Source organism: Zongyangia acetica, assembly GCF_038739695.1.
Taxonomy (GTDB): Bacteria; Bacillota; Clostridia; order Oscillospirales; family Ruminococcaceae; genus Zongyangia; species Zongyangia gallinarum.
This window is the reverse complement of record NZ_JBBEWN010000002.1, coordinates 125,050-149,440: the sequence shown is the minus strand read 5'-3', so window position 1 is coordinate 149,440 and position 24,391 is coordinate 125,050. Positions and strand designations below refer to the sequence as shown.

Annotated in this window: 27 protein-coding genes; 13 read left to right on the top strand and 14 right to left on the bottom strand. The window is 53.1% G+C overall.

Annotated features, from left to right (window positions below):
• Window positions 1-11: 11 nt before the first annotated feature.
• The 8 genes from WGC32_RS02495 (at window position 12) to WGC32_RS02460 (ending at window position 8,192) form a co-directional block, all read left to right on the top strand.
• Window positions 12-1,262 (top strand): putative glycoside hydrolase, encoded by a 1,251-nt coding sequence (locus tag WGC32_RS02495; protein ID WP_342680564.1) that lies wholly within the window; start codon window positions 12-14, stop codon window positions 1,260-1,262.
• Window positions 1,263-1,384: 122 nt separating this feature from the next.
• Window positions 1,385-2,269, top strand: a complete 885-nt coding sequence (locus WGC32_RS02490) for a DUF362 domain-containing protein (RefSeq protein ID WP_342680563.1) — start codon at window positions 1,385-1,387, stop codon at window positions 2,267-2,269.
• A gap of 224 nt (window positions 2,270-2,493) precedes the next feature.
• Window positions 2,494-3,501: a LacI family DNA-binding transcriptional regulator gene (locus WGC32_RS02485; protein WP_342680562.1), complete on the top strand. Its 1,008-nt coding sequence runs from the start codon at window positions 2,494-2,496 to the stop codon at window positions 3,499-3,501.
• Window positions 3,502-3,563: 62 nt separating this feature from the next.
• On the top strand, window positions 3,564-4,385 hold the full coding sequence (locus WGC32_RS02480) for a transketolase (RefSeq protein ID WP_342680561.1): 822 nt from the start codon (window positions 3,564-3,566) through the stop codon (window positions 4,383-4,385).
• On the top strand, window positions 4,382-5,317 hold the full coding sequence (locus WGC32_RS02475) for a transketolase family protein (protein ID WP_342680560.1): 936 nt from the start codon (window positions 4,382-4,384) through the stop codon (window positions 5,315-5,317). The genes WGC32_RS02480 and WGC32_RS02475 overlap by 4 nt, the downstream gene beginning before the upstream one ends.
• 51 nt (window positions 5,318-5,368) lie before the next feature.
• Window positions 5,369-6,850, top strand: coding sequence for a glycerol kinase GlpK (locus tag WGC32_RS02470; RefSeq protein WP_191481910.1), 1,482 nt, complete (start codon window positions 5,369-5,371; stop codon window positions 6,848-6,850).
• Between the two features lie 98 nt (window positions 6,851-6,948).
• Window positions 6,949-7,344, top strand: coding sequence for a D-ribose pyranase (rbsD, locus tag WGC32_RS02465; protein ID WP_191509799.1), 396 nt, complete (start codon window positions 6,949-6,951; stop codon window positions 7,342-7,344).
• A 47-nt stretch (window positions 7,345-7,391) separates the two neighbouring features.
• Entirely contained in the window at window positions 7,392-8,192 is an 801-nt protein-coding gene (locus WGC32_RS02460; protein WP_342680559.1) for a Cof-type HAD-IIB family hydrolase, read from the top strand.
• Window positions 8,193-8,357: 165 nt separating this feature from the next.
• On the opposite strand, the gene WGC32_RS02455 is transcribed toward WGC32_RS02460, so the two are convergent.
• From WGC32_RS02455 to WGC32_RS02390, 14 genes are all read right to left on the bottom strand, one after another.
• Complete coding sequence (locus WGC32_RS02455) at window positions 8,358-8,600, bottom strand: NAD(P)H-dependent oxidoreductase subunit E (protein ID WP_191481907.1); 243 nt, start codon at window positions 8,598-8,600, stop codon at window positions 8,358-8,360.
• A 27-nt stretch (window positions 8,601-8,627) separates the two neighbouring features.
• Complete coding sequence (locus tag WGC32_RS02450; protein WP_224771561.1) at window positions 8,628-8,915, bottom strand: hypothetical protein; 288 nt, start codon at window positions 8,913-8,915, stop codon at window positions 8,628-8,630.
• 24 nt (window positions 8,916-8,939) lie between these two features.
• Entirely contained in the window at window positions 8,940-10,535 is a 1,596-nt protein-coding gene (locus WGC32_RS02445; RefSeq protein WP_191481906.1) for an FAD-dependent oxidoreductase, read from the bottom strand.
• 13 nt (window positions 10,536-10,548) lie between these two features.
• On the bottom strand, window positions 10,549-11,223 hold the full coding sequence (locus tag WGC32_RS02440; RefSeq protein WP_191481905.1) for a 4Fe-4S dicluster domain-containing protein: 675 nt from the start codon (window positions 11,221-11,223) through the stop codon (window positions 10,549-10,551).
• Window positions 11,224-11,239: 16 nt separating this feature from the next.
• Window positions 11,240-12,067: an FAD/NAD(P)-binding protein gene (locus WGC32_RS02435; protein WP_342680558.1), complete on the bottom strand. Its 828-nt coding sequence runs from the start codon at window positions 12,065-12,067 to the stop codon at window positions 11,240-11,242.
• Window positions 12,064-13,089: a 4Fe-4S dicluster domain-containing protein gene (locus tag WGC32_RS02430; protein ID WP_191481903.1), complete on the bottom strand. Its 1,026-nt coding sequence runs from the start codon at window positions 13,087-13,089 to the stop codon at window positions 12,064-12,066. Before WGC32_RS02430 ends, WGC32_RS02435 begins: the two co-directional genes overlap by 4 nt.
• Before the next feature lie 3 nt (window positions 13,090-13,092).
• Window positions 13,093-14,064: a 4Fe-4S dicluster domain-containing protein gene (locus WGC32_RS02425; RefSeq protein WP_342680557.1), complete on the bottom strand. Its 972-nt coding sequence runs from the start codon at window positions 14,062-14,064 to the stop codon at window positions 13,093-13,095.
• On the bottom strand, window positions 14,052-14,492 hold the full coding sequence (locus WGC32_RS02420; RefSeq protein WP_191481901.1) for a hydrogenase iron-sulfur subunit: 441 nt from the start codon (window positions 14,490-14,492) through the stop codon (window positions 14,052-14,054). Before WGC32_RS02420 ends, WGC32_RS02425 begins: the two co-directional genes overlap by 13 nt.
• The gene (locus WGC32_RS02415) at window positions 14,477-16,474 is read right to left on the bottom strand and encodes a 4Fe-4S binding protein (RefSeq protein ID WP_191481900.1); all 1,998 of its coding nucleotides are present in this window, start codon (window positions 16,472-16,474) and stop codon (window positions 14,477-14,479) included. Before WGC32_RS02415 ends, WGC32_RS02420 begins: the two co-directional genes overlap by 16 nt.
• Before the next feature lie 12 nt (window positions 16,475-16,486).
• Window positions 16,487-16,870: a 4Fe-4S dicluster domain-containing protein gene (locus WGC32_RS02410; RefSeq protein WP_342680556.1), complete on the bottom strand. Its 384-nt coding sequence runs from the start codon at window positions 16,868-16,870 to the stop codon at window positions 16,487-16,489.
• A 16-nt stretch (window positions 16,871-16,886) separates the two neighbouring features.
• The gene (locus WGC32_RS02405; RefSeq protein ID WP_342680555.1) at window positions 16,887-17,675 is read right to left on the bottom strand and encodes a CoB--CoM heterodisulfide reductase iron-sulfur subunit B family protein; all 789 of its coding nucleotides are present in this window, start codon (window positions 17,673-17,675) and stop codon (window positions 16,887-16,889) included.
• Between the two features lie 44 nt (window positions 17,676-17,719).
• Window positions 17,720-19,111, bottom strand: coding sequence for a class II fumarate hydratase (gene fumC, locus WGC32_RS02400; RefSeq protein WP_342680554.1), 1,392 nt, complete (start codon window positions 19,109-19,111; stop codon window positions 17,720-17,722).
• A 97-nt stretch (window positions 19,112-19,208) separates the two neighbouring features.
• The gene (locus WGC32_RS02395) at window positions 19,209-20,156 is read right to left on the bottom strand and encodes an L-lactate dehydrogenase (protein WP_191481896.1); all 948 of its coding nucleotides are present in this window, start codon (window positions 20,154-20,156) and stop codon (window positions 19,209-19,211) included.
• The gene (locus WGC32_RS02390) at window positions 20,149-20,847 is read right to left on the bottom strand and encodes a redox-sensing transcriptional repressor Rex (RefSeq protein WP_191481895.1); all 699 of its coding nucleotides are present in this window, start codon (window positions 20,845-20,847) and stop codon (window positions 20,149-20,151) included. Before WGC32_RS02390 ends, WGC32_RS02395 begins: the two co-directional genes overlap by 8 nt.
• Before the next feature lie 581 nt (window positions 20,848-21,428).
• Here WGC32_RS02390 and WGC32_RS02385 point away from each other — a divergent pair.
• From WGC32_RS02385 to WGC32_RS02365, 5 genes are all read left to right on the top strand, one after another.
• Entirely contained in the window at window positions 21,429-21,971 is a 543-nt protein-coding gene (locus WGC32_RS02385; protein WP_191481894.1) for a stage V sporulation T C-terminal domain-containing protein, read from the top strand.
• Between the two features lie 174 nt (window positions 21,972-22,145).
• Window positions 22,146-22,643, top strand: a complete 498-nt coding sequence (locus WGC32_RS02380; RefSeq protein ID WP_191481893.1) for a ribosome maturation factor RimP — start codon at window positions 22,146-22,148, stop codon at window positions 22,641-22,643.
• The gene (gene nusA, locus WGC32_RS02375) at window positions 22,640-23,713 is read left to right on the top strand and encodes a transcription termination factor NusA (RefSeq protein WP_191510535.1); all 1,074 of its coding nucleotides are present in this window, start codon (window positions 22,640-22,642) and stop codon (window positions 23,711-23,713) included. The genes WGC32_RS02380 and nusA overlap by 4 nt, the downstream gene beginning before the upstream one ends.
• An 87-nt stretch (window positions 23,714-23,800) precedes the next feature.
• Window positions 23,801-24,070 (top strand): RNase P modulator RnpM, encoded by a 270-nt coding sequence (rnpM, locus tag WGC32_RS02370; protein ID WP_191481891.1) that lies wholly within the window; start codon window positions 23,801-23,803, stop codon window positions 24,068-24,070.
• Complete coding sequence (locus WGC32_RS02365; RefSeq protein ID WP_191481890.1) at window positions 24,063-24,374, top strand: 50S ribosomal protein L7; 312 nt, start codon at window positions 24,063-24,065, stop codon at window positions 24,372-24,374. Before rnpM ends, WGC32_RS02365 begins: the two co-directional genes overlap by 8 nt.
• Window positions 24,375-24,391 lie beyond the last annotated feature (17 nt).

Here is a 24,391-nt window from a genome sequence, read left to right as displayed (position 1 = left end):
GGATTTTTGCTATGTCAAAGCCTTATAAAATTAAGCGCAATACCAGAATGTACCGGGGGCGGGGTAGACGTCCTTCGCCGCTGTCCATTGTACTGACAGTGGTAGGATGCTGCGTTCTGGCATTTTTGGGCTGGAGCCTGTATCAGCCGGTGTATAATTTGGTTACCGGGAATATTTCTTCCTCCCTGCCCACAGAATCCAGCAGTACTCCCTCCGCACCGGTGACCAGTGATTCAGAAAGTGAGTCTCAGGAACCTGTGTCCGAGGAGACTTCGGCGCAGCATTTGGTTTATCTGCCCCATGCGATTATGGCTGACGCCACCCAGCTAGACGCTTTCCTCCAGTCCGCAGTGGATATGGGGGCCAATGGGGTAATGATGGACCTGAAGGATGCCAATGGTTATCTGTTATACCAATCCACGGTGGCAGAAGCAGTGGGCGCAGGGGCGATTTCCTCCAGCGCGGTGGATTTGCCCACCGTGTTGGCAGCCCTGGAAAGCTACAATATGACGCCGGTAGCCCGCATCCATACCTGGGTCGACCCCATCGCCCCGCGGACCTATACGGACATGGCTGTCAAATATAACGGAACCGAAACCCTGTGGCTCACCGATACAAGGGAGAATGGGGGACAAAACTGGATGAACCCCTACTCTGAGAGCGCCCAGAAATACATTACCGACATCTCTCTTGAACTTGCGGGGATGGGGATCAAAGAGATTGTACTGGATGGATATTACTTCCCCACCATGGTGGGCTCGGAGTATGCAACCTATGGGGAGACGGCGGATACCGTCACCCGGGACGCTTGCTTGAAAAACTATCTTGCCACGTTGACTGCCGCCTTAGAGCCTTCTGGTACAGAGGTGGGACTGTATGTCACCGGCGCGTCCCTGTTTGCCACCGATCAAACCGCCTATGGCGGGGTCAACCCGGCAACGCTGGGAGCGGAAAACCTTCTGGTCAACGCCATGCCGGCCTCTTTTGGCTCCACCTTGACAATAGGGGAGGAAACCCTCGCTTCTCCGGCCCGATCCCCCTACCAGGCTTTGACGATGGCGGCAGCTCAAATCAAGACAATTGTGCCGGAGGGGACCAACCTGACCATGTTTGTCCAATGTTACACAGCTGATGGATTATCCGAGGACCAGAACAAAACCTACACCAGGGAGGATATCTCCGAACAGCTGCGGGCACTGACAGAACAGGAGATTGAGGACTATCTGCTCTTTAGCCCTACCGGAACCTTCCCGGCGGAATAGCCGGGTGGACACTGGCAGCCTGCGAGGCTGTCCGGCGGAAAAATAAGGATGAAAAGAGGGAAAACGCCTTTTGATCCGCGACAACATCCGTTTTCCCGTAAATCGTCAAGGAGGTCTGCAAAATGGAAAAAGCAAAAGTATTTTTCACCAAAGAAATTACTGCAAAAAGCCTGATCCGGATCTACGAGGCGTTGGGCACCCAATTACACGGTAAAGTTGGGGTAAAAATTTCCACCGGTGAGCCTGGTGGGCACAACTACCTTCATCCGGAGCTGATTGGAGAGCTGGTGCATCTGCTGGATGGCACAATTATTGAGTGCTGCACCGCATACAACGGCCGGCGGATGGATCCTAAAGAGCATTGGAAGGCCATTGAAGAGCATGGGTTTAAAGCTATGGCTCCCTGCGATATTCTGGATGAGTTTGGGGAGATCGATATCCCTGTGAAAAACGGATTTCACCTGGACAAAGACATTGTAGGAGAACATCTGGCAAACTATGATTCTATCCTGGTTTTGTCCCACTTTAAGGGGCATGCTATGGGCGGATTTGGCGGGGCGCTGAAAAATATCAGCATCGGCATCGGCTCCACCCGAGGAAAAACCTATATCCATACAGCTGGGGTGACCACAGATGCGGCGGTTTTATTTGACAACCTTCCGCCCCAGGATCACTTCCTGGAGTCCATGGCTGATGCCTGCAAGGCAGTGATTGACTACAAGGGCGCGGAAAATATGCTGTATATCAATGTAGCCAACCGCCTGAGTGTGGACTGCGACTGTGACTCCAATCCAGCAGAGCCGGAGATGGCGGATCTTGGAATTTTTGCTTCTACTGACCCAGTGGCGGTAGATCAGGCGTGCTATGACGCGGTCATTCATTCTGATGATCCAGGCAAAGCGGCGCTGATTGAACGCATGGATTCCCGCCATGGTATCCACACAGTAGAAGCTGCGGCACAGCATGACCTGGGCAGCCGAGAATATGAAATTATTTCTCTGGACTAATATAGGCTGAGAAACGATCTAGATGAAAAGAGCATCTAAATTTTTATATAAAAATTTAGATGCTCTTTTTGATTTTATACTCAAAAACCATGAAATTGGGGAGAAAACACAAAGAATAGCAAATTATACAAGATGATATTTCATAAAATATAAGATTATTGGTAAAATATCTATTGAAATATTTATATAAAAGTTTTATACTACAGATGAAAGGAGGAGGCAGGATGAAAATCAGTATCAAACAACTCAGTGAAATGTCCGGCTTTTCTCCCGCCACAGTATCCAATGTGCTCAATGGAAAAAAGGGCGTGAACAAGGACACGGCGGAACTGATTATGAAACTGGCCCGGGAATCCGGCTATCTCAGTGAAAACCGGATGACTAGTATCAAGCTGGTGGTCTATAAAAAACACGGCTGGGTTCTGTCGGATACCCCTTTCTTTTCCTCCCTGACCGAAGGGGTCAACGAGGAGTGCCGGGCATCGGGTTATGACACTGTGATCTGTAACCTGAATGAACACAGTGAAGACTTTGAAAGCCATCTGGAACAGATCCTTTCTGATCCAAACTCCGGCATCCTGCTGCTGGCCACCGAAATGGGGGAAGAGGATGTAAAGGCCTTTCATCGGGCGGTGGCGCCGCTGGTGGTTCTAGACGCCAGCTTTGAGCAGATGGACTTTGACACGGTCCTGATCAACAACACCGATTCGGTGAGCAATGCTGTGGGCCACCTGATCAAAATGGGACACCGGGAGATCGGGTATCTAAAATCTAGCATGCGGATTCAGAACTTCCGCTATCGGGAGGCTGGATACCGCCGGGCCCATGAAGAAGCGGGAATTGCGGTTAATCCAGCCTTTACCGTGGAACTCACCCCCACCATGGAGGGCGCTTATAAGGATATGGCCCGATTTTTGGAAAGGAATCCTCAGCTTCCCACCGCTTATTTTGCGGATAACGACATTATTGCGCTGGGAGCAATGAAAGCGCTGAAAGAAGCAGGCTGCCGTATTCCAGAGGATATCTCCATCATTGGCTTTGACGACCTGCCCTTCTGTGAAATATCGTCGCCTCCCTTATCCACCATCCGGGTCTTTAAACAGGAGATGGGACAGATGGCGGTAAAACGGCTGCTGGATAAAATCAAGTCCCAGAGCAAGATTGTAAGCAAAGTCCAGATTGGAACCGAGTATATTGAGCGGGAGAGCGTTAAGGCGCCCCTGCAAAAATAGATGTTTTTCCACAAGACAATGCCGGAGGCTGCAAAAGCCTCCGAAAAAAAGGAGCAATGGAGATGGAAAATTTAAAAGCTAAGTCCTTTGAGATCAGGGAGCATGTGCTGGACGTGATCTATCGGGCCAAAGCGGGACACATCGGAGGAGACATGAGCGTCACCGACATCCTGGTAGCCCTTTATTTTAAGCACATGAATGTAGGGCCGGAGAAGGTAAACGACCCAGATCGGGATCGTTTTGTCCTTTCCAAGGGTCACTCGGTGGAAGCTCTTTATTGTGTCCTCGCCGAGCGGGGATTCTTCCCTTACTCCGACCTAGAAACGGTATCTCAGTTTAAAACCAAATATATCGGTCACCCCAACAACAAGATTAACGGCATTGAGATGTGCTCCGGCTCTCTGGGCCACGGGCTGCCGGTTTGCGTCGGGATGGCCCTGGCCGCCAAGATGGACAAACGGGACTACCGGGTCTACACTGTCATGGGAGACGGCGAGCTGGCGGAAGGCTCCGTCTGGGAAGGCGCCATGGCCGGCGGCCACTACAAGCTGGATAACCTGACGGCCATTGTGGACCGCAACCGTCTGCAAATTTCGGGATGTACGGAGGATGTCATGACCCAGGACGACCAGAAAACCCGGTGGGAATCCTTCGGATGGCACGCCATTGTCTGTGACGGCAACGACATCGACTCCCTGGATAAAGCCCTAACCGAAGCCAAGGCGACCAAGGGAAAACCCACCGTCATCATTGCGGAGACCACCAAAGGCTATGGTGTCTCCTTTATGGAAAACAAAGCACCCTGGCATCATAAGGTGCCGAACGCGGAGGAATATGCGGCGGCGAAGAAAGAGTTACAGGCAAGGAGGGCACAGGCGCTATGAGCAAGATTGCAAACAAACAGGTGATTTGTGACGTGTTGGTGGAAGCGGCCAACACAGATAAGGATATTGTGGTTCTTTGCAGTGATTCCAGAGGTTCCGCCTCCCTGACAAACTTTGCCAATGCCCATCCCGACCAGTTTGTGGAGACCGGCATTGCCGAGCAGAATCTGGTCTCTATGGCGTCAGGCCTGGCCTCCTGCGGAAAGAAAGCCTTTGCGGCCTCTCCGGCCTGCTTCCTTTCCACCCGCAGCTTTGAGCAGTGCAAGGTGGATGTGGCCTATTCCAATACCAATGTCAAGCTCATCGGCATCAGCGGCGGCATCAGCTATGGTTCTCTCGGCATGACCCATCACTCCGCCCAAGATATCGCGGCTTTGGCGGCAGTGCCCAATATGCGGGTCTATCTGCCCAGCGACCGGCTGCAAACCGAGATCCTCATCAAGGAGCTGCTCAAAGACAATAAGCCTGCCTATATCCGGGTGGGAAGAAACGCGGTAGAGGATGTCTACGAAGAGGGCAACGTCCCCTTTGTGATGGATAAAGCCACCTGTGTCCATGAGGGCAATGACATCGCGATCATCGCCACCGGTGAAATGGTGAAGCCTTCTCTGGACGCGGCAAAAATGCTGGAGGCAGAGGGCATCAGCTGCCGGGTACTGGATATGTACAGCGTAAAACCCATCGATAAAGAGGCGGTAATCCAGGCGGCAGAGGAGACCCAGGCCATCATTACGGTGGAGGAGCACAGCATTTTCGGAGGGCTGGGCTCTATGGTCTGCCAGATCGTATCGGAACACTGCCCCAAAAAGGTTATCAATATGGCGCTGCCTGACGAGCCGGCTATTGCAGGAAACTCAGCGGAGGTTTTCGGCTACTATGGCCTGGACAAAGAAGGAATTGCCAAAACAGCGCGGAAGCTGATGGAGAAATAGCCGCTATTTGAAGGTGAAAGACCCAATAGAGACAGAAAGAAGGATGACGCGATGCAGGAAAAGTATATCCTTTCTATTGACCAGAGCACGGCTGGGACCAAGGCGCTGCTCTTTGACAACAAGGGGGACCTGATCTGCCGCAGCGATAAAAGCCACCGCCAGATCATTGATGAAAAGGGCTGGGTGGAACACGATCCCGAAGAAATCTACCGCAACACCGTGGAGGCGGTGAAGGCAGTGGTAGAAAAGGCAGGGATTGATAAAAGCCTTATTGTAGGGGTCGGCATCAGCAATCAGCGGGAAACCGCTATGGCCTGGGACCGCGGCACGGGAAAACCAGTTTACAACGCCATTGTTTGGCAGTGCGCCCGGGGAGAGGCCATCTGCAAAGAGATTGAGAAAGCAGGCCATGCCGAGGAGATCAGAAAGGCCACAGGGCTCAATCTTTCCCCCTATTTTTCAGCGGCAAAGCTGGCTTGGATTCTGCAGAATGTCCCCGGTGTCAAGGAAAAAGCCCAGGCAGGGGAGCTGTGTATGGGCACCATGGATAGCTGGGAGGTTTTTCGGCTCACCGGCGGGAAATCCTTTAAAACCGATTATTCCAACGCCTCCCGCACCCAGATGTTTAACATCTTTGACCTCACCTGGGATAAGCATATTTGCTCCCTCTTTGGCATTGACACGGCATGTCTTGCCCAGGTCTGCGACACCAACGCAAATTATGGAGAGACGGATTTTGAGGGCTTCCTGCCCCATCCCATCCCCATCCACGGGGTCATCGGGGATTCCCATGGGGCCCTGTTTGGCCAGGGCTGCCTGCAAAAGGGCATGATTAAGACAACCTACGGCACAGGATCCTCGGTGATGATGAACATCGGCGAGACGCCTATGCTCAGCGCCAGCGGGGTGGTGACCTCCATCGCCTGGGGGATGGACGGCCGGGTGGAATATGTGTTGGAAGGAAATATCAACTACACTGGCGCTGTGATGAAGTGGATTGTGGAGGACCTAGGGCTCCTTTCCTCCCCCAAGGAGGCGTCGAAAACCGCCATGGCCGCCAACGAGGAGGATGAAACCTACCTGGTTCCCGCCTTCACCGGCTTGGGCGCTCCCTATTGGGACTCGGACGCCAAAGCGGTGATCTATGGCATGACCCGGACTACCGGCAAAAACGAGATTGTCCGGGCTGCCGAGGACTGCATTGTCTATCAGATCGCGGATATTATCGGTATCATGAGCCGGGAATCCGGCATCTCCATTGATTCCCTTCGGGTGGATGGCGGAGCTTCCCGGGATCGTTATCTCATGCAGTTTCAAAGCGACATTTTAGGCATCCCGGTGCGGGTGGCCAGTGTAGAGGAACTTTCCGGTGTAGGTGCGGCTTATACCGCCGGCCTCGCTTTGGGCGTCTACACCAAGGAGGTTTTCGAGCGGATGACCCGGCAGGATTACCTGCCGCAAATGGATGCCGCCACCCGGGCGAAAAAGCGGGCCGGCTGGGACAAAGCCCTTTCTGTCGTCCTGACGAAATAACCGCCCGCCGGAAAAGAAAAACCAAATAGCTTGAATAAAGCGGGGCCGCTGTCTGCGGCCCCCATGTATTACTGTCAGAAAAGAGAGGGGTCATACAGATGAAAAAAACAGGTATACTCAACAGCCAGCTGTCTGGTATGATTGCGGCGCTGGGGCACAAGGACCTTGTGATGATCGGCGACGCCGGGATGCCCATCCCCAAGGGGGTGCCCATTGTGGATTTGGCGGTGACCAGGGGGGTTCCCACCTTTGCCCAGGTGTTTGAAGCTGTCATGGAAGAAATGTGCGCTGAGCATTACTTTGTCGCGGAGGAAACCCAGGGGGCAAATCCCGCTATCTGGTCCCTGCTGCAAAATACCCTTTCGGGACTTTCCTATGACACTATGCCTCACGAGGAACTAAAGGCCATGAGCCAGAATGTGAAATTTGCCATCCGCACCGGAGAATTTTCTTCTTTTGCCAATGTTATTTTGCGGGCAGGTGTGGTATTCTAGAGGTGACGGAATCCCCGTCCATTAAAAAGCGGAAAGGCGGGAACTTAGTGACCCAATACAAGGTTGTTTTTTCTGATGTGGATGGGACTTTGCTGAATACGGAGAACGAACTGACCCAGCTGACCCGAAAGGCCATCGGGAGGCTGAAAGAGCGGAAGATTCCCTTCGTCATTGTTTCGGCTAGGAGCCCATCTGGTATCTATCACATCCTGGAAGAAAATGATTTTCGCAGCCCCATTATTGCCTACAGTGGGGCGCTGATTTTGGATGAGGAACGGAAACCTCTCCATCAGCATGCCATGACCTATGGCCAGGCAAAAGCCGTCCTAGACTACATAGAGGGCCACAGGCTGGATGCAAGCTGGGGTGTCTACTCGGTGGATGACTGGATTGTCAAGGTCAAGGACGACCCCCGGGTAAAAACGGAGGAGGACGCGGTAAAGGCCCAGGCCAGGGAGGGAACCATGGACTCCCTACCCAAGGACGCTATGGTACACAAAATCCTGTGCATGTGCGGGCCAGGGAAGATCCTGGGGATTGAGCAGCAGCTCAAAAAGGCCTTCCCGGAGCTTTCCATTGTCAAATCCTCCGACATCCTTCTGGAGGTCATGGCCGGAGGGGTCAACAAGGCCAAGGCCGTCCGCTGGCTCTGCGGTTTCTGGGGGGTAGACATTCGGGAGGCCATCGCTTTCGGGGACAACTACAATGACCTGGAGATGCTGGAGGCCGCCGGTTACGGCACCGCCATGGGAAATGCCCCGGAGGATATCCGGAAAAAGGTCGGACGGGTTACGAAGGACAACGATCACGATGGCATCTACTATGCCTTAGAGGAACTGGGACTTTGAATAAGGATTCTTATAGAACAAAAGCCTGGAGAAATCATTACGATTTCTCCAGGCTTTTTTGTGATTGTCTAATGGCGTATGACACAATAAAGCACATATGGCCAAAACGCTTGCCGCCTTACCTCTACCATCCATCCCTGGGCGAGACGGCATTTCCTCGTTGTGTTACTTCAACTTGGAAAGGATTTCTTTTTTAAAAAGCTCTTCTGTGGTATCCGGGGAAAAGGAGAAGAGGGTGTCGTCAATGGTGACGCAGACACCTTTCTGGCAATTCCCTGTGCAGAAGGTCCCAGCCATATGGACCTGGTCCTCCAGATGATTTTCTTTGACCAAGCGCTGCAACGTCTCCAATACATAATGGGAACCTTTTACGTGACAAGCGCTTCCTAAGCATACTGTAACTGTCATTAGGATAGTGCCTCCCCTAAAAGAAAATTAGTGTTTTTCCTCACGGCGTTCAATGGCCCGGTTGCGGAAGTACAAGCCGATATCGGTGCAGACCAGGATGACGTTGGGGAAATAGAACCAGAACGCCAGGTTGTAGGTCTGGGTCATGCACTTGGCGATAATGCCGCAAACGTAACCGAAGGCGATAAAACACATAAAGAGCAAACTTTTACCCTTGGTAGATTTGGAACGGACCGAACGGACAATGGACAGAGGCCAGGAAATTCCAAAGCTGATAATCATAATCGTTTCAAAAATTTCTGCAACAGAAGGCATAACTGCTTCCTCCCAGTAGTTAAATTATTTATTTCTCCGATAATCCGGCAGGAGTTTCGGAGAGACCATATCGCTGGTAATACCAGCTTCCTTCATTTCCTTGGCGTAAGCGTCCACGTGGGCCAGGGTCAAGGCGCCTACCGTGGTTTCTTTCGCTTTGGCAGAAGCGTTGCGGCCTGCGTTACGGCCGAATACAATGATGTCCAGCAGGGAATTGCCCATCAGCCGGTTGCGGCCATGGATACCGCCGACAGCCTCGCCTGCCACAAACAGGTTTTCGATACTGCTCTGGCCGTTGCTGGAGATATCGATACCGCCGTTTTGATAGTGCAGGGTGGGGTAAACCAGAATAGGCTCTTTGCGGATATCAATATCGTATTTTGCAAACATACGCATCATAGCCGGAATGCGTTTTTCGATGGTGCCTTCGCCGCCTTTGAGCTCGATCATAGGAGTATCCAGCCATACGCCGGTACCTTCCGGTGTGGCAACACCTTTGCCGCGGTCAGAGCATTCACGGATGATGGAAGCCGCGGAAACATCGCGGGTTTCCAGGGGATGCATAAAGACCTCACCGTCTACGTTGATGAGTTTCGCTCCCAGGGAACGCACCTTTTCCGTAACCAGAGCGCCGAAGATCTGCTCCGGATAGGCCGCGCCGGTGGGATGATACTGCAGGGTATCCGGATACAGCAGTTTGGCTCCGGCACGATAGGCCAGTACCAGACCGTCAGCGGTTGCACCATAGTGGTTGGAGGTGGGGAAGCCCTGGTAATGCAGGCGTCCAGCGCCGCCGGTGGCAATGACCACTGTCTTTGCCCGGGCGATCAGGATCTCCTGCGTTTCCATGTTCAGCAGAACAGCGCCAGCCGCTTTACCGTTTTCATCCAGGATCAGCTCGATGGCAGCGGTAAAGTCCACAACAGGGATCTCACGGTTGAGCACTTCATCCCGGAGGGTACGCATGATTTCTGCACCGGAATAGTCCTTAGCTGCATGCATCCTCTTGCGGGAAGTGCCGCCGCCGTGGGTGGTAATCATGGTGCCGTCAGGTGCTTTGTCAAATTCCACACCCAGGTCATTGAGCCACTGGATAGCCTCAGGTGCTTCGGTGACCAGTTTATAGAGCAGTTCCGGTTTAGCGGCAAAATGGCCGCCGCCGAATGCGTCAAGATAGTGGACAGCCGGGCTGTCATTGGGCTTATCAGCCGCCTGGATGCCGCCTTCTGCCATCATGGTGTTGGCGTCGCCGATCCGCAGCTTGGTGACAATCATCGCCTTTGCGCCGGCGTTGTCAGCCTCGATGGCAGCAGATGCGCCGGCGCCGCCGCCGCCGATGATCAGCACATCCACGTCGTAATCCACATGGCTTAGATCAATTTGATCCGGCTGGATTCGGCTGTTGGCCTGCAGCAGGGCAGCCAGTTCCTTAGGCACCTTTTCCCCTTTATTGGGGCCGATGGCCAGGACATCAAACTCTTCCTGTCTGTAGTCGGGATGATAGGTTTTCAGGAGGGTGTCCTTTTCTTCCGCGGTCATTCTTCTGGGCTCCAGCACAGCGTTGGCCTCGCGGTTGGCCTCCACCTTTTTCATGGATTCCAGCATTTCTTTTGTATACATGAACTGGCCCTCCTTATTTCTCGATATCTCTGTGGTTGTAAAGTTCCTGCATTTCTTCCAACGGCTTCTGCATCAAGCCTTCCAGCAGCTCTTTGAAGTCGCCGTTTTTGATCTCGCGGACCCGGTTTTCCAGATGCTCCGACTTGGGAGCCAGGTATTTACCGTTGAGACGGCGGGCCAGCATGGCTACCTGCGGATGGGAGATTCCGGCCGGACAGCGGGAGGAGCAGACACCGCACATGACGCAGTCAAAGGACTCCTCAGCGCATTTTTCAAAGTCGCCGCGCTGGGCATAGGCGATATACTGCATAACGTTAAGATCCTGGGTGCAGCTCTTGGTGCAGGCGTTGCAGCCGATACACGCATAGATTTCAGGATACAGCTGCATCATAATCTGCTGGGTGGGAGATACCTTTTCGATATCGTACACCTGCTTGACCAGGGGGAAGAAGGGCAGGGTAGCGACATACATGTTATCTTCTACCTTGGTCTGGCAGGCCAGACAGGCTTTCAGCTCCCGGTCGCCCTTAATACGGTAGATGGTGGCGCAGGCGCCGCAGAAGCCGTTGCGGCATCCACATCCGCGGATCAGCTGGTAGCCTGCGTATTCCATCGCTTTCATAATGGTCAGATTGGAGGGAACTTCATATTGTTTTCCCATGAGAAAAATATGAACCATTGTTTCCATTGCGCTACTCTCCTTTTTAATACTCGTTGGGAAGCTCGTCCAGCTGGTCAAAGCGGAATACCGGACCGTCTTTGCACACATACTTGCTGCCGATGTTGCAGCGACCACACTTGCCAACGCCGCACTTCATACGCAGCTCCATGGTGGTGTATACCTGTGTTTCCTGGAAGCCGAGCTCCTTCAGGCCCTGCAGGGTAAATTTAATCATTACCGGAGGACCGCACACGAGCACCGTTTTGTTTAGATCCGGCTGGAGCTCTTTGACATAGTTGGGGACAAATCCCACATGTCCATCCCAGCCTTCTTGGGGACGGTCGATGGTCAGGTTGACCTCAACGCCCTCGTCGGCCATCCATTCGTCCAGGATTTCCCGATAGTCTACCAGGTCATCCTTAGAGCGGGAACCGTAAACGATCTGAATGCTGCCGTAATTGGCACGGTTATCGCGCACATAGTTGATAACGGAGCGCAGGGGGGCCAAGCCGATACCGCCGGCGATAAAGAGAAGGTCCTTCCCCTTGAGGGCGGTTTCTACCGGGAAGCTGTTACCGTAAGGCCCGCGGATGGTAATCTGTTGGCCAACGTCCATGGCGTGGAGCCAATTGGTCAGGCAACCGCATTTTTTAATACTAAACTCCATAAATTCCGTGTTGGTAGGGGAAGAGGTAATGGAGAACATTGCTTCGCCTACCCCAGGGATGGAGAGCATAGCGCATTGGCCGGGCATGTGGTCAAAGACCTTTTTGCCGTCCAGGCCAACCACGCGGAAAGTTTTGACGTCAGGTGTATCGATGCGGATATCGGTCACGACGCCAATCTTGGGAATTAAAGTTTCAGCGTTCATTTGGTATCTCCCTCCAGTGTTTTCGCGACCTTCACAATATTCATGGAGATCGGGCATTTGGCAAGGCAGCGGCCGCAGCCGACGCAGCCATACTCGCCGTCATTGTTGGCGGGGAAGTAGACCAGCTTATGCATAAAGCGCTGGCGGAAACGTTCCAGCTGGGTCAAGCGGGGATTTCCGTGGGCCATTTTGGTGAAATCGGAATACATGCAGGAATCCCAGCAGCGGAAGCGGGTAATTCCGTTTCCGGTGTTGAAGTCCCGGATGTCATAACACTGGCAGGTGGGACAAACAAAGGTACAGGTACCGCAGCCCAGGCAGCTTTCTGAAAGCTCGGCCCACTTGGGAGAATCGAAAACCTTGAGAAGGACGTCGCCGCCATAGCTCTGGGTAGAGAAGCTGGCCAGAGGCAGTTTTTTCATCAATGCAGAAGTGGCTTCCTGCTGACTTGCTACCGCTTCATCGCCGCCTTCTTCCAGCAGGCCGGCAGCCAGATCGACAAATTGCTGGCCCTTTTCCGTCAAAACGGAGAGGTAGAGGTTCTCCTCATCCATCCAGCAGCTGACATCCCCTTCAGGACGGGTGGGATCAATGCCAAAGCTGGTGCAGAAGCAGGTTTCCTCAGGACGGGTACAGGCCATGCTGACCACAATACCGTGTTCCCGACGGGACTGGTAGTAGGTGTCCACCGGATCGGCTAAGAAGACCTTGTCCAGGATGGAAAAGCTGCGGGCGTCACAGGCGCGAACCCCGAAGATGACAAAATCGTCATGCTCTGTGCGGGGGTCGATGATCTCGATTTCCTTGCCTTTGACCTTAAAGTCAACTAAGTTTTCGGTCTGGGGGAAGAAGAAATCTTTGGCGCTGCGCACGGTGTTGAGGGCCTGGCTCAGTTTTGCGCCCTCGGTCCATTTTTGATATTTGGCCTGACCGCTTGCATCGTCCACCGGCAGGTAAAGGGCCCGGTCAGCAGAAATAGCGGCAAACAGGTCGTCTAATTTTGCAAGGGAAAGTTTCAGCATGGCTTATTTTCCCTCCCTTTCATATACAATGCCGGGCTCTACATCGCCCTCGGTATAATTGGTGAGGGGAGCACGGCTGTCGGTATCGGCGCCGGCTTGGTAATCGCTGTAGAAGGTGTCAATATCCTTGATAAATTTCCGGTTGAGCAGGTGCAGCGGGATATTCTGAGGGCAGACACGGGAACATTCTCCGCAGTCGGTGCAGCGGCCTGCCACATGGAAGGCGCGGATAATGTGGAACATGTTTTCTTCAAAGCTATCAGCCGCAGCCTTTTGAGCAATGCCGGAAGCGTCGTTGTCGAACACGCATTTTTCACAGGAGCAGGCGGGACATACATTGCGGCAGGCGTTGCAGCGGATGCAGCGGGAAAGCTCGCCCCGCCAGAACTCAAAGCGCTCGTCGGGAGTCATAGCCTCCAGCTTGGCTACCATATCGAAGCGATGGCTGTCCAGTACCTCACCATCTTCTCCGATGAGCTCATCGTAAGCTACATGTTTTTTGCTCTTGCAGTTGAGGCAGCGCTCCGGCAGCACGTCTTTCTTGGCCACTGTTTGCTCACCGTAGAGGGTATCTACCACAAACTGGTCGCCCTCGGAGGAGATGCCCAGAATGCCTTTGATGCCCTTGGCTTTGAGGGCTTCTCCGTCGGTTTTTCCGTCGCAGGGAATGCCCACTGCATACACATTTTCCTGCACAATGCGGTGTTCCTTGATCAGCTGGTTAAAGCTGTATGTATCACAGGGCTTCAAAAAGACCAGGACCTTACCCGGCTTGCGGGACTCCTTGATCAGATATTTGGAAAGGTTGTTTCCGCAGAAATCGTTGGCGACAAAGCCGTTGTCGATCTCCTCTACGCTCTCAAAGACAGCAGGGGTTACGTCATAGACAAACTCGCCGGTTTTCCAGCCCAACACACGGTCGACGGTGGAGTTCTGGAGCAGTTCCTTGGCTTTTGCAATGATTACTTCTTGCATCTCAGATCCTCCAATCTCTTATTCTCGCCCAGCTTGGTCACGGCGGCAACAAATTCATTCATAGTCTGAGCAAACTTGGCGCCTTCCGCAGCGGAAACCCATTCCACACGGGTGCGCTCTTTCTCAATGCCCAGATAGTCCAGCATGGAGAACAGCAGGGTCATGCGGCGGCGGGCATAGTAGTTGCCGGTGGTGTAATGGCAGTCGCCGGGATGGCAACCGCAGAGGATTACACCGTCAGCACCCCGCTGGAAAGCGCGAAGGATAAACATGGGGTTGACCCGGCAGGAGCAGGGAACCCGGATGATCTTGACATCAGCGGGATAGTTGAGGCGGTTGGTTCCCGCCAGGTCCGCGCCTGCATAGGAACACCAGTTGCAGCAAAATGCGACGATTTTGGGCTTGAATTCTTTTACTTCATGTTGCATATTGCATCCACCTCCGCCATAATTTGGCTATTCGAGAAGCCTTTCAGATCCATTGCACCAGACGGGCAGGCTACGGTACAAGCGCCGCATCCCTGGCAGACAGCCTCGTTGACCGAAGCTACGCGGCGGATTGCCGTGGTCCGGTCGGGCATGACAAACTCTTTATCCAAATAGGTAATAGCGCCGTAGGGGCAAACCTTTTCGCAGGACGAGCAGCCATTGCACATCAATTCGTCGGAATGAGCCACACAGGGGTTGCAGGTCAGCTTGTTCTTGGCCAGAAGTCCGATGACCTTGGCCGCAGCCGCGCCAGCTTGGGAAACGGTCTCCGGAATATCCTTGGGACCCTGGCAAGTGCCGGAAAGGAAGATACCAGCGGTGGGGCTTTCTACCGGACGCAGCTTGGGATGAGCTTCGGTAAAGAAGTCGTTGGTATCCATGCTGGCTGTGAGCATGGTCCCCAGGGAACGGGCGCTCTTATCGGGCTCAATAGCGGCGGCCAACACCACCATATCGGCGTCAATATGAAGCTGTTCGTTGGAGATCAGGTCGGAAGCCTGCACCGACAATTTGCCGTCGGCACGGGGCGTTACCTTTCCTACCATACCTTTGATGTAATGGACGCCATATTCTTCCACCGCCCGGCGATAGAACTCATCAAAGTTCTTACCAGGGGTACGCACATCAATGTAGAACACATAGACATCGGTATCCGGGTATTTTTCACGGGTCAGCATGGCATGCTTGGCCGTGTACATGCAGCAGATCTTGGAGCAGTAGGGCTTGCCGCAACCGGATGTGTCACGGGAGCCAACACACTGGACAAATACAATGGTGTGAGGATGCTTGCCGTCGGAGGGACGAAGCAGGGTGCCGTTGGTAGGACCTGCCGCGTTGGTCAGACGCTCAAACTCCAGGGAGGTGACAACATCCTTGCTCTGGGAGTAGGCATATTCCTCAAACTGATCCAGCTGGATGGGATTATATCCGGTGGCCACAACGATGGCGCCGTATTCCCGCTCTACGATCTGATCTTTCTGTTTATAGTCGATGGCCCCAGCGGTACATACCTTGGCGCAGACGCCGCACTTGCCGTTTTTGAGCATGTTACAGTAGTCAGGGTCAATGGTGGCAATTTTGGGAACGGCCTGGGCAAAGGGAATATAGACAGCCCTGCGGTTATCCATTCCCAGGTTAAACTCGTTGGGAACCCGTTTCTGAGGACATTTTTCGGTGCAGAGGCCGCAGCCGGTGCACTTGGTCTCGTCCACATACCGGGCTTTCTTCCGGATCTTCACCGTGAAGTTGCCCACAAAGCCCTTGACCTCTTCCACCTCGCTGAAGGCGTAGATGTTGATGTTATCGTTCTGGGCGCAATCCACCATTTTGGGGGTCAGGATACAAGCGGCACAGTCCAAGGTGGGGAATGTTTTATCCAGCTGGGTCATCTTGCCGCCGATGGTGGGCTGTTTCTCTACAATGTCCACCTCAAAGCCGGCATCGGCGATATCCAGCGCGGTCTGGATGCCTGCGATACCGCCGCCGATGACCAGCGCACGCTTGGTAACCGGGCTTTCCCCAGCGATGAGGGGGGTGTTCAGCTGTACCTTCGCAATGGCTGCACGGCCTAGGATAATGGCTTTTTCTGTTGCGGTGGGCATATCTTTATGAATCCAGGAGCACTGCTCGCGGATGTTAGCGATTTCGACCATATAGGGGTTGAGTCCGGCAGAGGCTGCCGCCTTCCGGAAGGTCGCCTCATGCATACGGGGGGAGCAGGAGCAGATGACTACACCGGTGAGCTGATGCTCCTTGATGGCATCTTTGACCAGATTCTGTCCCGCTTCCGAACACATATATTGGTAGTTGATGGAGTAAACGACACCGGGCTCGTGAGCCAAGGCCTCTGAAACCGCGTTGACGTCTACAGTGCCGGCAATATTACTACCGCACCAGCAGACAAACACGCCAATTCTTTGCATTTTGTTTCCTCCTTATTTGCTGTACTTGCGAAGGGCGGTTACGATGGCCTGCTGCGGCAGATCTTCGTCCAGCAGCGCAGGGATATCATCGGCCTTCAAATGGTTTTGCCCCTGCTGGCGGATGACCAGCAGGCGTACCGCTTCCACAAGCTTAGCGGGTTCCACGCCGCGGGGACAACGCTCCAGACATGCGTAGCAGGAAAGACATTTGTAAATGGATGGGGAAGCCATCAGCTTGTCGATCTGGCCTTTTTCCACCATATAGACAAACTCATGGGGATGGTATTCCATCTCATCGTAAGAAGGGCAGGTGGCGGAACATTTGCCGCAGCGCATACACTTCAAAACGTTGACGCCGCTGGAGCGGAGAACTTGTTCTTTATCATATTTGCTCATATTTCGCGCTCCCTTCTCAGTCTTTTACGCCTAAGGCTTCCGCCAAAAGCTCGGTGAAGTACAACACCGGCAACCGGTTTTGCTCCGGCGTATTCTTGGTCAGGTTGTATAGGCACAGGGGACATGCGGTGATCAGCATGTCGGCCTTCATCTCAGCGGCGTTTTCCATTACCGCTGTGCTCTTTTTGCTGGCAAGGGCCTTGTCCTCCATGGTCACATAGCCGCCGCAGCATTCATTCCGGTTGGCATAGATGACCGGCTCGCCTCCCAAAGCACGGATAAGATCTTCCATGATCTTTGGGTTTTCCGGGTTATCCATCTGCAGCACCTTGCCGGGACGAAGCAGCAGGCAGCCATAATAGGCGCCGATCCGTTTGCCGGTCAGCGGATTTTTCACCGCTTGGGCCAGTTTGTCAAAGCCGACCACATCGCGCAGCACCTCCAGATAATGAAGCACCTCGGCTTCCCCTTGATAGGGCTCATCCAGCTGCATATAGTTGTTGGCCTTCTGGGAAAACTCTTCGTTTTCCTTCATGTCATGGTTGGCCTGTTTGAGCACGTTGTGGCACGCTGAGCACAGGGTGACCAGGGTGCGGCCCTGTTCTTTGGCGGTATTGAGAGCCCGAACGGCTGCCAGTTTGCTGGCAATCTCGTCCTGCGCCATGGAATAGGCGCCGCCGCAGCACTGCCACTCCGGCAGTTCCTCCAGCGTAAAGCCCAGGGCTTCCGCCGAACGGTGGGCATACCGGTCCAAATCCTGTGCCTTGTTTTTCAACGTGCAGCCAGGATAATAACTGAATATCATACGATTCCCTTCCCTTATCGTGAAAGTTTACTGGACGAGGGCGTTTAGGCCATCTCTTCCGGATGGAATACCTCGTCAAATTTTTCTGCCGTCAGGAAGCCCAGCTCAACACAGGCCTCTTTGAGGGAGATGTTGTCCTTATAGGCTTTCTTCGCCGTTTTGGCAGCGTTTTCATAGCCGATGTAAGGATTCAGAGCGGTGACCAGCATCAGGGAGTTATGCAGGTTGTGATGCATCTTTTCCCGGTTGGCGGTAATGCCTACGGCACAGTTGTTGTTAAAGGAAACCATGCACTCCGTCAGCAGTCTGGCCGACTGAAGGAAATTATAAATGCACACCGGCATGAATACGTTGAGCTCAAAGTTACCCTGGGAGGCGGCCATCCCCACCGCTACGTCATTGCCCATGACCTGGACAGCAACCATGGTGACAGCTTCACACTGGGTCGGATTGACCTTGCCGGGCATGATGGAGGAGCCGGGCTCGTTTTCCGGAATGAAAATCTCGCCGAGGCCGTCCCTGGGTCCGCTGGCCAGCCAGCGCACGTCGTTGGCAATCTTCATCAGATCGGCCGCCAGGGCTTTCAGAGCTCCGTGGGCAAAGACCAGCTCGTCTTTGCTGGTGAGGGCGTGGAACTTGTTAGGTGCGGTGACAAACTGTTTGCCGGTCAGAGCGGACACAGCTTCTGCCACCTTTACGTCAAATCCGGCAGGGGCATTGAGCCCGGTGCCAACAGCCGTGCCGCCCAAGGCCAGTTCCTTGAGTTCGGGCAGGGCCAGTTCCAGCATCTTTTTGTCCTTTTCCAAAGAGGAGCGCCAGCCGCTGATCTCCTGGGAGAACTGGATGGGGGTGGCGTCCTGGAGATGGGTGCGGCCGCTTTTGACAATGCCGCGGTTTTCCTCTTCCAAACGGCGGAAGGTGGAAACCAGCAGGTCAATGGCCGGGAAGAGCTTGTCTTCAATGGTAAGGACCGCCGAAATATGCATGGCGGTGGGGAAAGTGTCATTGGAAGACTGGCTCATATTGATGTCATCATTGGGATGCAGCAGCTTTTTGCCGGCAATTTCATTGCCGCGGTTGGCAATGACCTCGTTGGCGTTCATGTTGGATTGGGTGCCGCTGCCGGTCTGCCAGACGACCAGAGGGAAGTGGTCGTTCAAAGCGCCGCTGATGACCTCGTCGCAAGCCTGGGAAATCGCCGCCAATTTTTCGTCGGTCATCTTCTCCGGCTTCAGGGCGTGATTGGCCTGAGCGGCAGCCTTTTTCAGGATGCCAAAGGCATGGGTAATCTCCCGGGGCATCGTTTCGATTCCTACGCCAATGAGGAAGTTCTCATGGCTGCGTTCGGTCTGTGCTGCCCAATATTTATCCGCAGGCACCTTGACTTCGCCCATGGAATCGTGCTCGATCCGGTACTCCTGTTTTTTCTGTTCCATTTCTATCGCTCGCTTTCCTATATAAAATCAGAACAAAACTTACAGTACCGGCCAGCGGGCGGCAGGTGGCCGCCCGTTTGCCGGTCTTTCTGAAAGTTTAGATGTTGATATTTTTCAGGACAGCCTTCAGGTTGTCGGCGCTCTTGTGAAGTAGCGCGGTTTCCTCATCGGTCAGGGGGATCATCAATTTTCCGGCCAGTCCGCCTGCTCCGACAATGCTCAGGGTGCTTAGACATACATCATCAATACCGTACTCGCCATGCATCATGCTGGATACGGTCATGGTGGTGTCAGCGCCGCTGAAGATGCATTTGCAGATATGACATACGGAAACTGCCACAGCATAGAAGGTAGCGCCTTTGCGCTCGATGATCTTAGCTCCGGACTTACGGATGTAATTTTCAACTTCGCTATGTACCAGCTTGGGAATAACGACGTCTTTCTCTGTGAGACATTCGCTGTACTTATCAATTGGAATATTGGAGACACTGCCTACGGACCAGGGGACAAAGGAAGAATCGCCGTGCTCACCGAAAACATAGGCATGAACATTCTGCTGATTGATGGAAAAATACTCGGCCAAACGGGCACGGAGACGGGCAGTATCTAGAATAGTGCCGGAACCAATGATCTGTTTTTCAGGCAGACCGGAGACTTTGGTAAATACATAGGTAAGAATATCAACCGGGTTGCTGACGATGATATACACCGCATTGGGGGCATACTTTACGATTTCGGCCACAATGGATTTGGTAATGTCAACGTTGACCTGGGCCAGTTCCAGGCGGGATTGACCGGGCTTTCTGGCGATACCGGATGTCAGGATGACAATATCGGAGTCTACTGCGTCAGGATAGCTGCCGGCATAAATCGAAATTGGGGGGCAGAAGGGAACGCCCTGCCGGATATCCAGAGCCTCACCCATAGATTTCGACTCGTTGATATCGATCATGACCACCTCAGTGGCAATGCCATTTACTGCCATGGTGTAGGCGATGGTCGAGCCGACGCTACCAGCGCCGATAATAGTTACTTTTTTACCCATTTCTTTTTCCTCCTATTTCCTTTTCAGACTGACGGCCGTTTCTTCTTGTTTCTCCCGGATAACCGCTCTGTGTTTTTAAGTGGTAGGAGAGCAGCGCCAGGGAGGAAGCCATGTTTTCCCGCTGGACCAGTACGCCGGGAGGGGCCTGCAAATGGACAGGGGCAAAATTCCATATCGCCCGCACCCCGCCAGCCACCAGGGCATTACAGCAGGATTGGGCGGCCGCAGCCGGCACGGTCAGCACACCAATTTGGATACCAGACTCCCGGCAAAAAGCAGGAAGATCTTCCACCGGCAGAATCGGCTTTTGGTCCACCGTATTGCCAATCAGTGCTTTGTTAACATCAAAGGCTGCGACAATATGAAGACCGTATTCCGCGAAGCCGGAGTAAGAGAGAAGGGCGAGCCCTAAATTTCCCACCCCCACCAGGACGGTGCGGTTACAGGTGCCATACCCTAGAAACTGCTCAAGATCCCGGATTAGATCAGAAACCAGGTAACCGATTCGTGGCTTTCCGGCGTCGCTGACCGAAGCGAGATCTTTCCGGACTTGAACTTCTCCTAGGCCTAGCCCTGCCGCAATTGCCGCCGCGGAAATGTTGGGCGGACTGCTTTCGGGAAGACCTTTTAGGTATGACAGATAGGTGGGAAGCCTCTGCAGCGTCAGCCGGGAAATGCTGCTGGAAGCCATGGACACACTCCTTTCCTTCCGCGAATTCCAGATGCCCTTGTTCGCCAATTGGAAATCAGCACGCTTTTTATCGATAAATAAATATCGATAAAAAGCAAAAAAATCTTCCGCATGAGCTGAAAAACCACTTCATGGGAAATCAAGCGAAAGCTATGAAAGGGAACAAAAAGCATCGAATTTCGTATATTCATACTATAACATAGATTCTGCCGGATGAAAAGTGGTTTCGAAAAAAACTACATCTACGTAGAAAAAGAAAAAAGTGGGGAAAACGCCATTATTTTTGTCGATTTTTTCACAAAGATTTTTAAAGTATGGAAAAAGAGGTAAAAATAAAGGAATGGATCTGGGTCAACCAATCCAGGGATGGGTTTTGCGATAAAATCCCTGGGAGCAGTTGCGGACAACTGCCGCCTATCGATTTTACTATATAATAAGGTAGATAGCAATGGAAAGAATTTCTCCTGATTTTTAAATCGTAATCCGATGTGGAAATTTCTTTTTGAGGATGCATAGAAGATTCCAAATGGAGGATACTAACCACAGAATCATAAAAATAAATCTTCAGGAGGTAAAATAAATTGAAGGCAACAGGTATTGTGAGAAGGATCGACGATTTAGGCCGGGTGGTCATCCCCAAGGAAATCCGCAGGACCATGCGGATCAGGGAAGGGGATCCCCTTGAAATTTATACAGACAACGACGGAGAGGTCATCTTTAAGAAGTATTCGCCCATCGGGGAGCTGGCCTCCTTTGCGGGGCAGTACGCGGACGTGCTCTATAAAATTGGCGGCCACCCTGTCATCGTCAGCGATCGGGATCACGTGGTTGCCGTCTCCGGTATCCCCAAGAAGGAGATGATCGAGCGCCGTGTCTCCGCCTCCCTGGAGGATATTATGGAACAAAGACGGGGGTATATCTATACCTCTAAGGAACAGAAGCGGCTGCAGCCGGTAGAAGGGGTGGAGCGCTATGCCAGCGTCGCCATCCCCATCCTCTCTGGAGGGGATGTATCGGGCACCGTCATGTTTTTGGCCAGCGAACCGGCAGCGGCCGTAGGGGACAGCGAGATCAAACTCATCCAGGCGGCGGCTGCATTTTTGGGCAAACAGATGGAGGAATAGGAAAAAACAGTTCTGTTTCGGTAAAAACGGGGTAAAAAACGGCGGAAATGGGGATTCCAAGGGTGAAAAAACCTTGACAGTAGGCGTTTTTCAGTGTATTCTATTTAAAGTAAGAATAGAGTGAAGGTGAAGAGTGGGTTTTCCCACTCTTTGCTTTATGTTGGAGTGATTTTTTTGGCGAAGGGAAGTTCGGGCGGCGGGACCGTCCAGATTGTCACCGGTATTGTAGAGCCGGTAATCCGGGATATGGGACTGACTTTGTGGGATGTCCGCTTTGAAAAAGAGGGGGCCTATTGGTACCTGCGCATCTTTATTGACAAAGAGGGCGGAGTTGACATTGACGACTGCGAGCGGGTCAGCAGGGGAATCGACAAGCTCCTTGATGATGCGGATCCTATCTCCCAAAGTTATTATCTGGAGGTTTCCTCTCCCGGCGTGGAGCGGGATCTTGTCAAGGATTGGCATTTTAAGCAGTTCCTGGGACATAAAATTAATGTTAGACTGATCCGTCCGGTGGATGGCCAGCGGGATTTCACAGGAGAACTGATGTCCTATGAGGATGGGACTGTGACCATGCGGTTAGAGAACGAGACTGTTTTTTCCGTCAAAAAGGCGGATACGGCATTTATACGACTTTATGACGATTTTGATATGGGAGGAAGCGGAGAATGAACACCGAGTTTTTTGAGGCCCTGTCGCTTTTGGAGAGGGAAAAGGGCATACCGGCGGATTATTTGCTGGAAAAGATCAGCAATGCCATCGTTATCGCCGTCAAGAGAGACCACGCAGGGGTAGAAAATGTGCTGGTTGACATCAATCCCGACAAAGGTGTCTTTGATGTGGCCATCGTCAAAAACGTAGTGGACCAGGTGGAAGACGACGCCAATGAAATCCTTTTGGAGAATGCAATCCAGTATGATAAAAAGGCTCAGGTGGGATCGGTAGTCAATATTCCCCTGGAGACCAAGCAGTTTGGCCGTATCGCTGCCCAGACCGCCAAGCACGTCATCCGTCAGGGCATCCGAGAGGCGGAGCGGGGACAGATGCTCCAGGAGTTCCAGAACAAGGAGCAGGAGATTGTCACCGCCATTGTCCAGCGCATCGATCAGCGCAGAGGGACCGCTACCCTGGAAATCGGCAGAAATGAGGCGGTCCTGCCCAAATCCGAGCAGGTGCCGGGAGAGGAACTTCACGAAGGAGACCGGATCAAGGTTTACGTGGTGGAAGTGGCCGATTCCGACAGAGGCCCCCGGGTCATGATTTCCAGGAGCCATCCAGGGCTGGTCAAACGGCTCTTTGAGATGGAGGTCCCCGAGATTTACGACGGCGTGGTGGAGGTCAAGGCCATTTCCAGAGAGGCTGGCTCCCGGACCAAAATTGCCGTTCACACCAAAGATCCCAATGTGGACGCCGTAGGCGCCTGTATCGGACAGAGAGGCGTGCGGGTGGCCAAGATTGTCGACGAACTGGGCGGCGAGAAGATCGACGTCATCAAATACAGCGAAGACCCCACAGAGTTTATTGCCGCCGCCCTTTCTCCTGCTGATGTCATCAGCGTGGAAATAGAGGACGAGGAGCAGAAGATCTGCCATGTGGTGGTTCCTGACAACCAGCTTTCCCTGGCTATCGGCAACAAGGGGCAGAATGCCCGTTTGGCTGCCCGGCTCACCGGATGGAAAATCGATATCCGCAGCGAAAGCGCCCCGGCGCCAGAACCCACGGCTCCGGTAGAGGAGGAATAAAGGAGAATTCCGCCGGTTTTCCGGCGATGTGATAGAGAGCAAAGAAAAACGAAAGCTTTTGATGGATGTCAAAGGATGGAGGATGTTATGCAGGCCAGAAAAGTACCCATGCGTATGTGTACCGGGTGCAGGGAGATGAAGCCCAAAAAGGAATTGGTCCGGGTGGTCAAAACCAATGCAGGCGAAATCTTCCTCGACCTCACCGGAAAGAAATCGGGACGGGGCGCCTATGTTTGCAGAAACCTGGAGTGCTTCCAGAAAGCCCGGAAGCAAAAGGGCTTTGAAAGAGCCTTCTCCTGCGCCATTCCCGATGAAGTGTACCAAAAGATGGAGGAGGAACTGCAGGCAAGTGAATGAACAACTGCTATCCTTCCTCTCGCTGACCAAAAGAGCGGGCAGGTTAGCTCTCGGGTTTGATGTAGTGAAAGAAGCGGTCCTGAAACAGCGGACAGGGCTTGTCCTATGTACATCCGATCTGTCCCCGAAGACAGAGAAGGAAATCAACTTGATCTGTAGCCGGGCAGGCGTTGAGCGAAGAACGATTCCGGCGACGATGGATGAAATCTGGTTTTCCGTTTCCAAGCGTTCCGGCGTGTTGGCGGTGTTGGACCAGGGAATGGCGGACCGTATCCGGCAGATGTTAAAGCCGTTGGATGGCTAGGATGCTGGCCTTTGCCA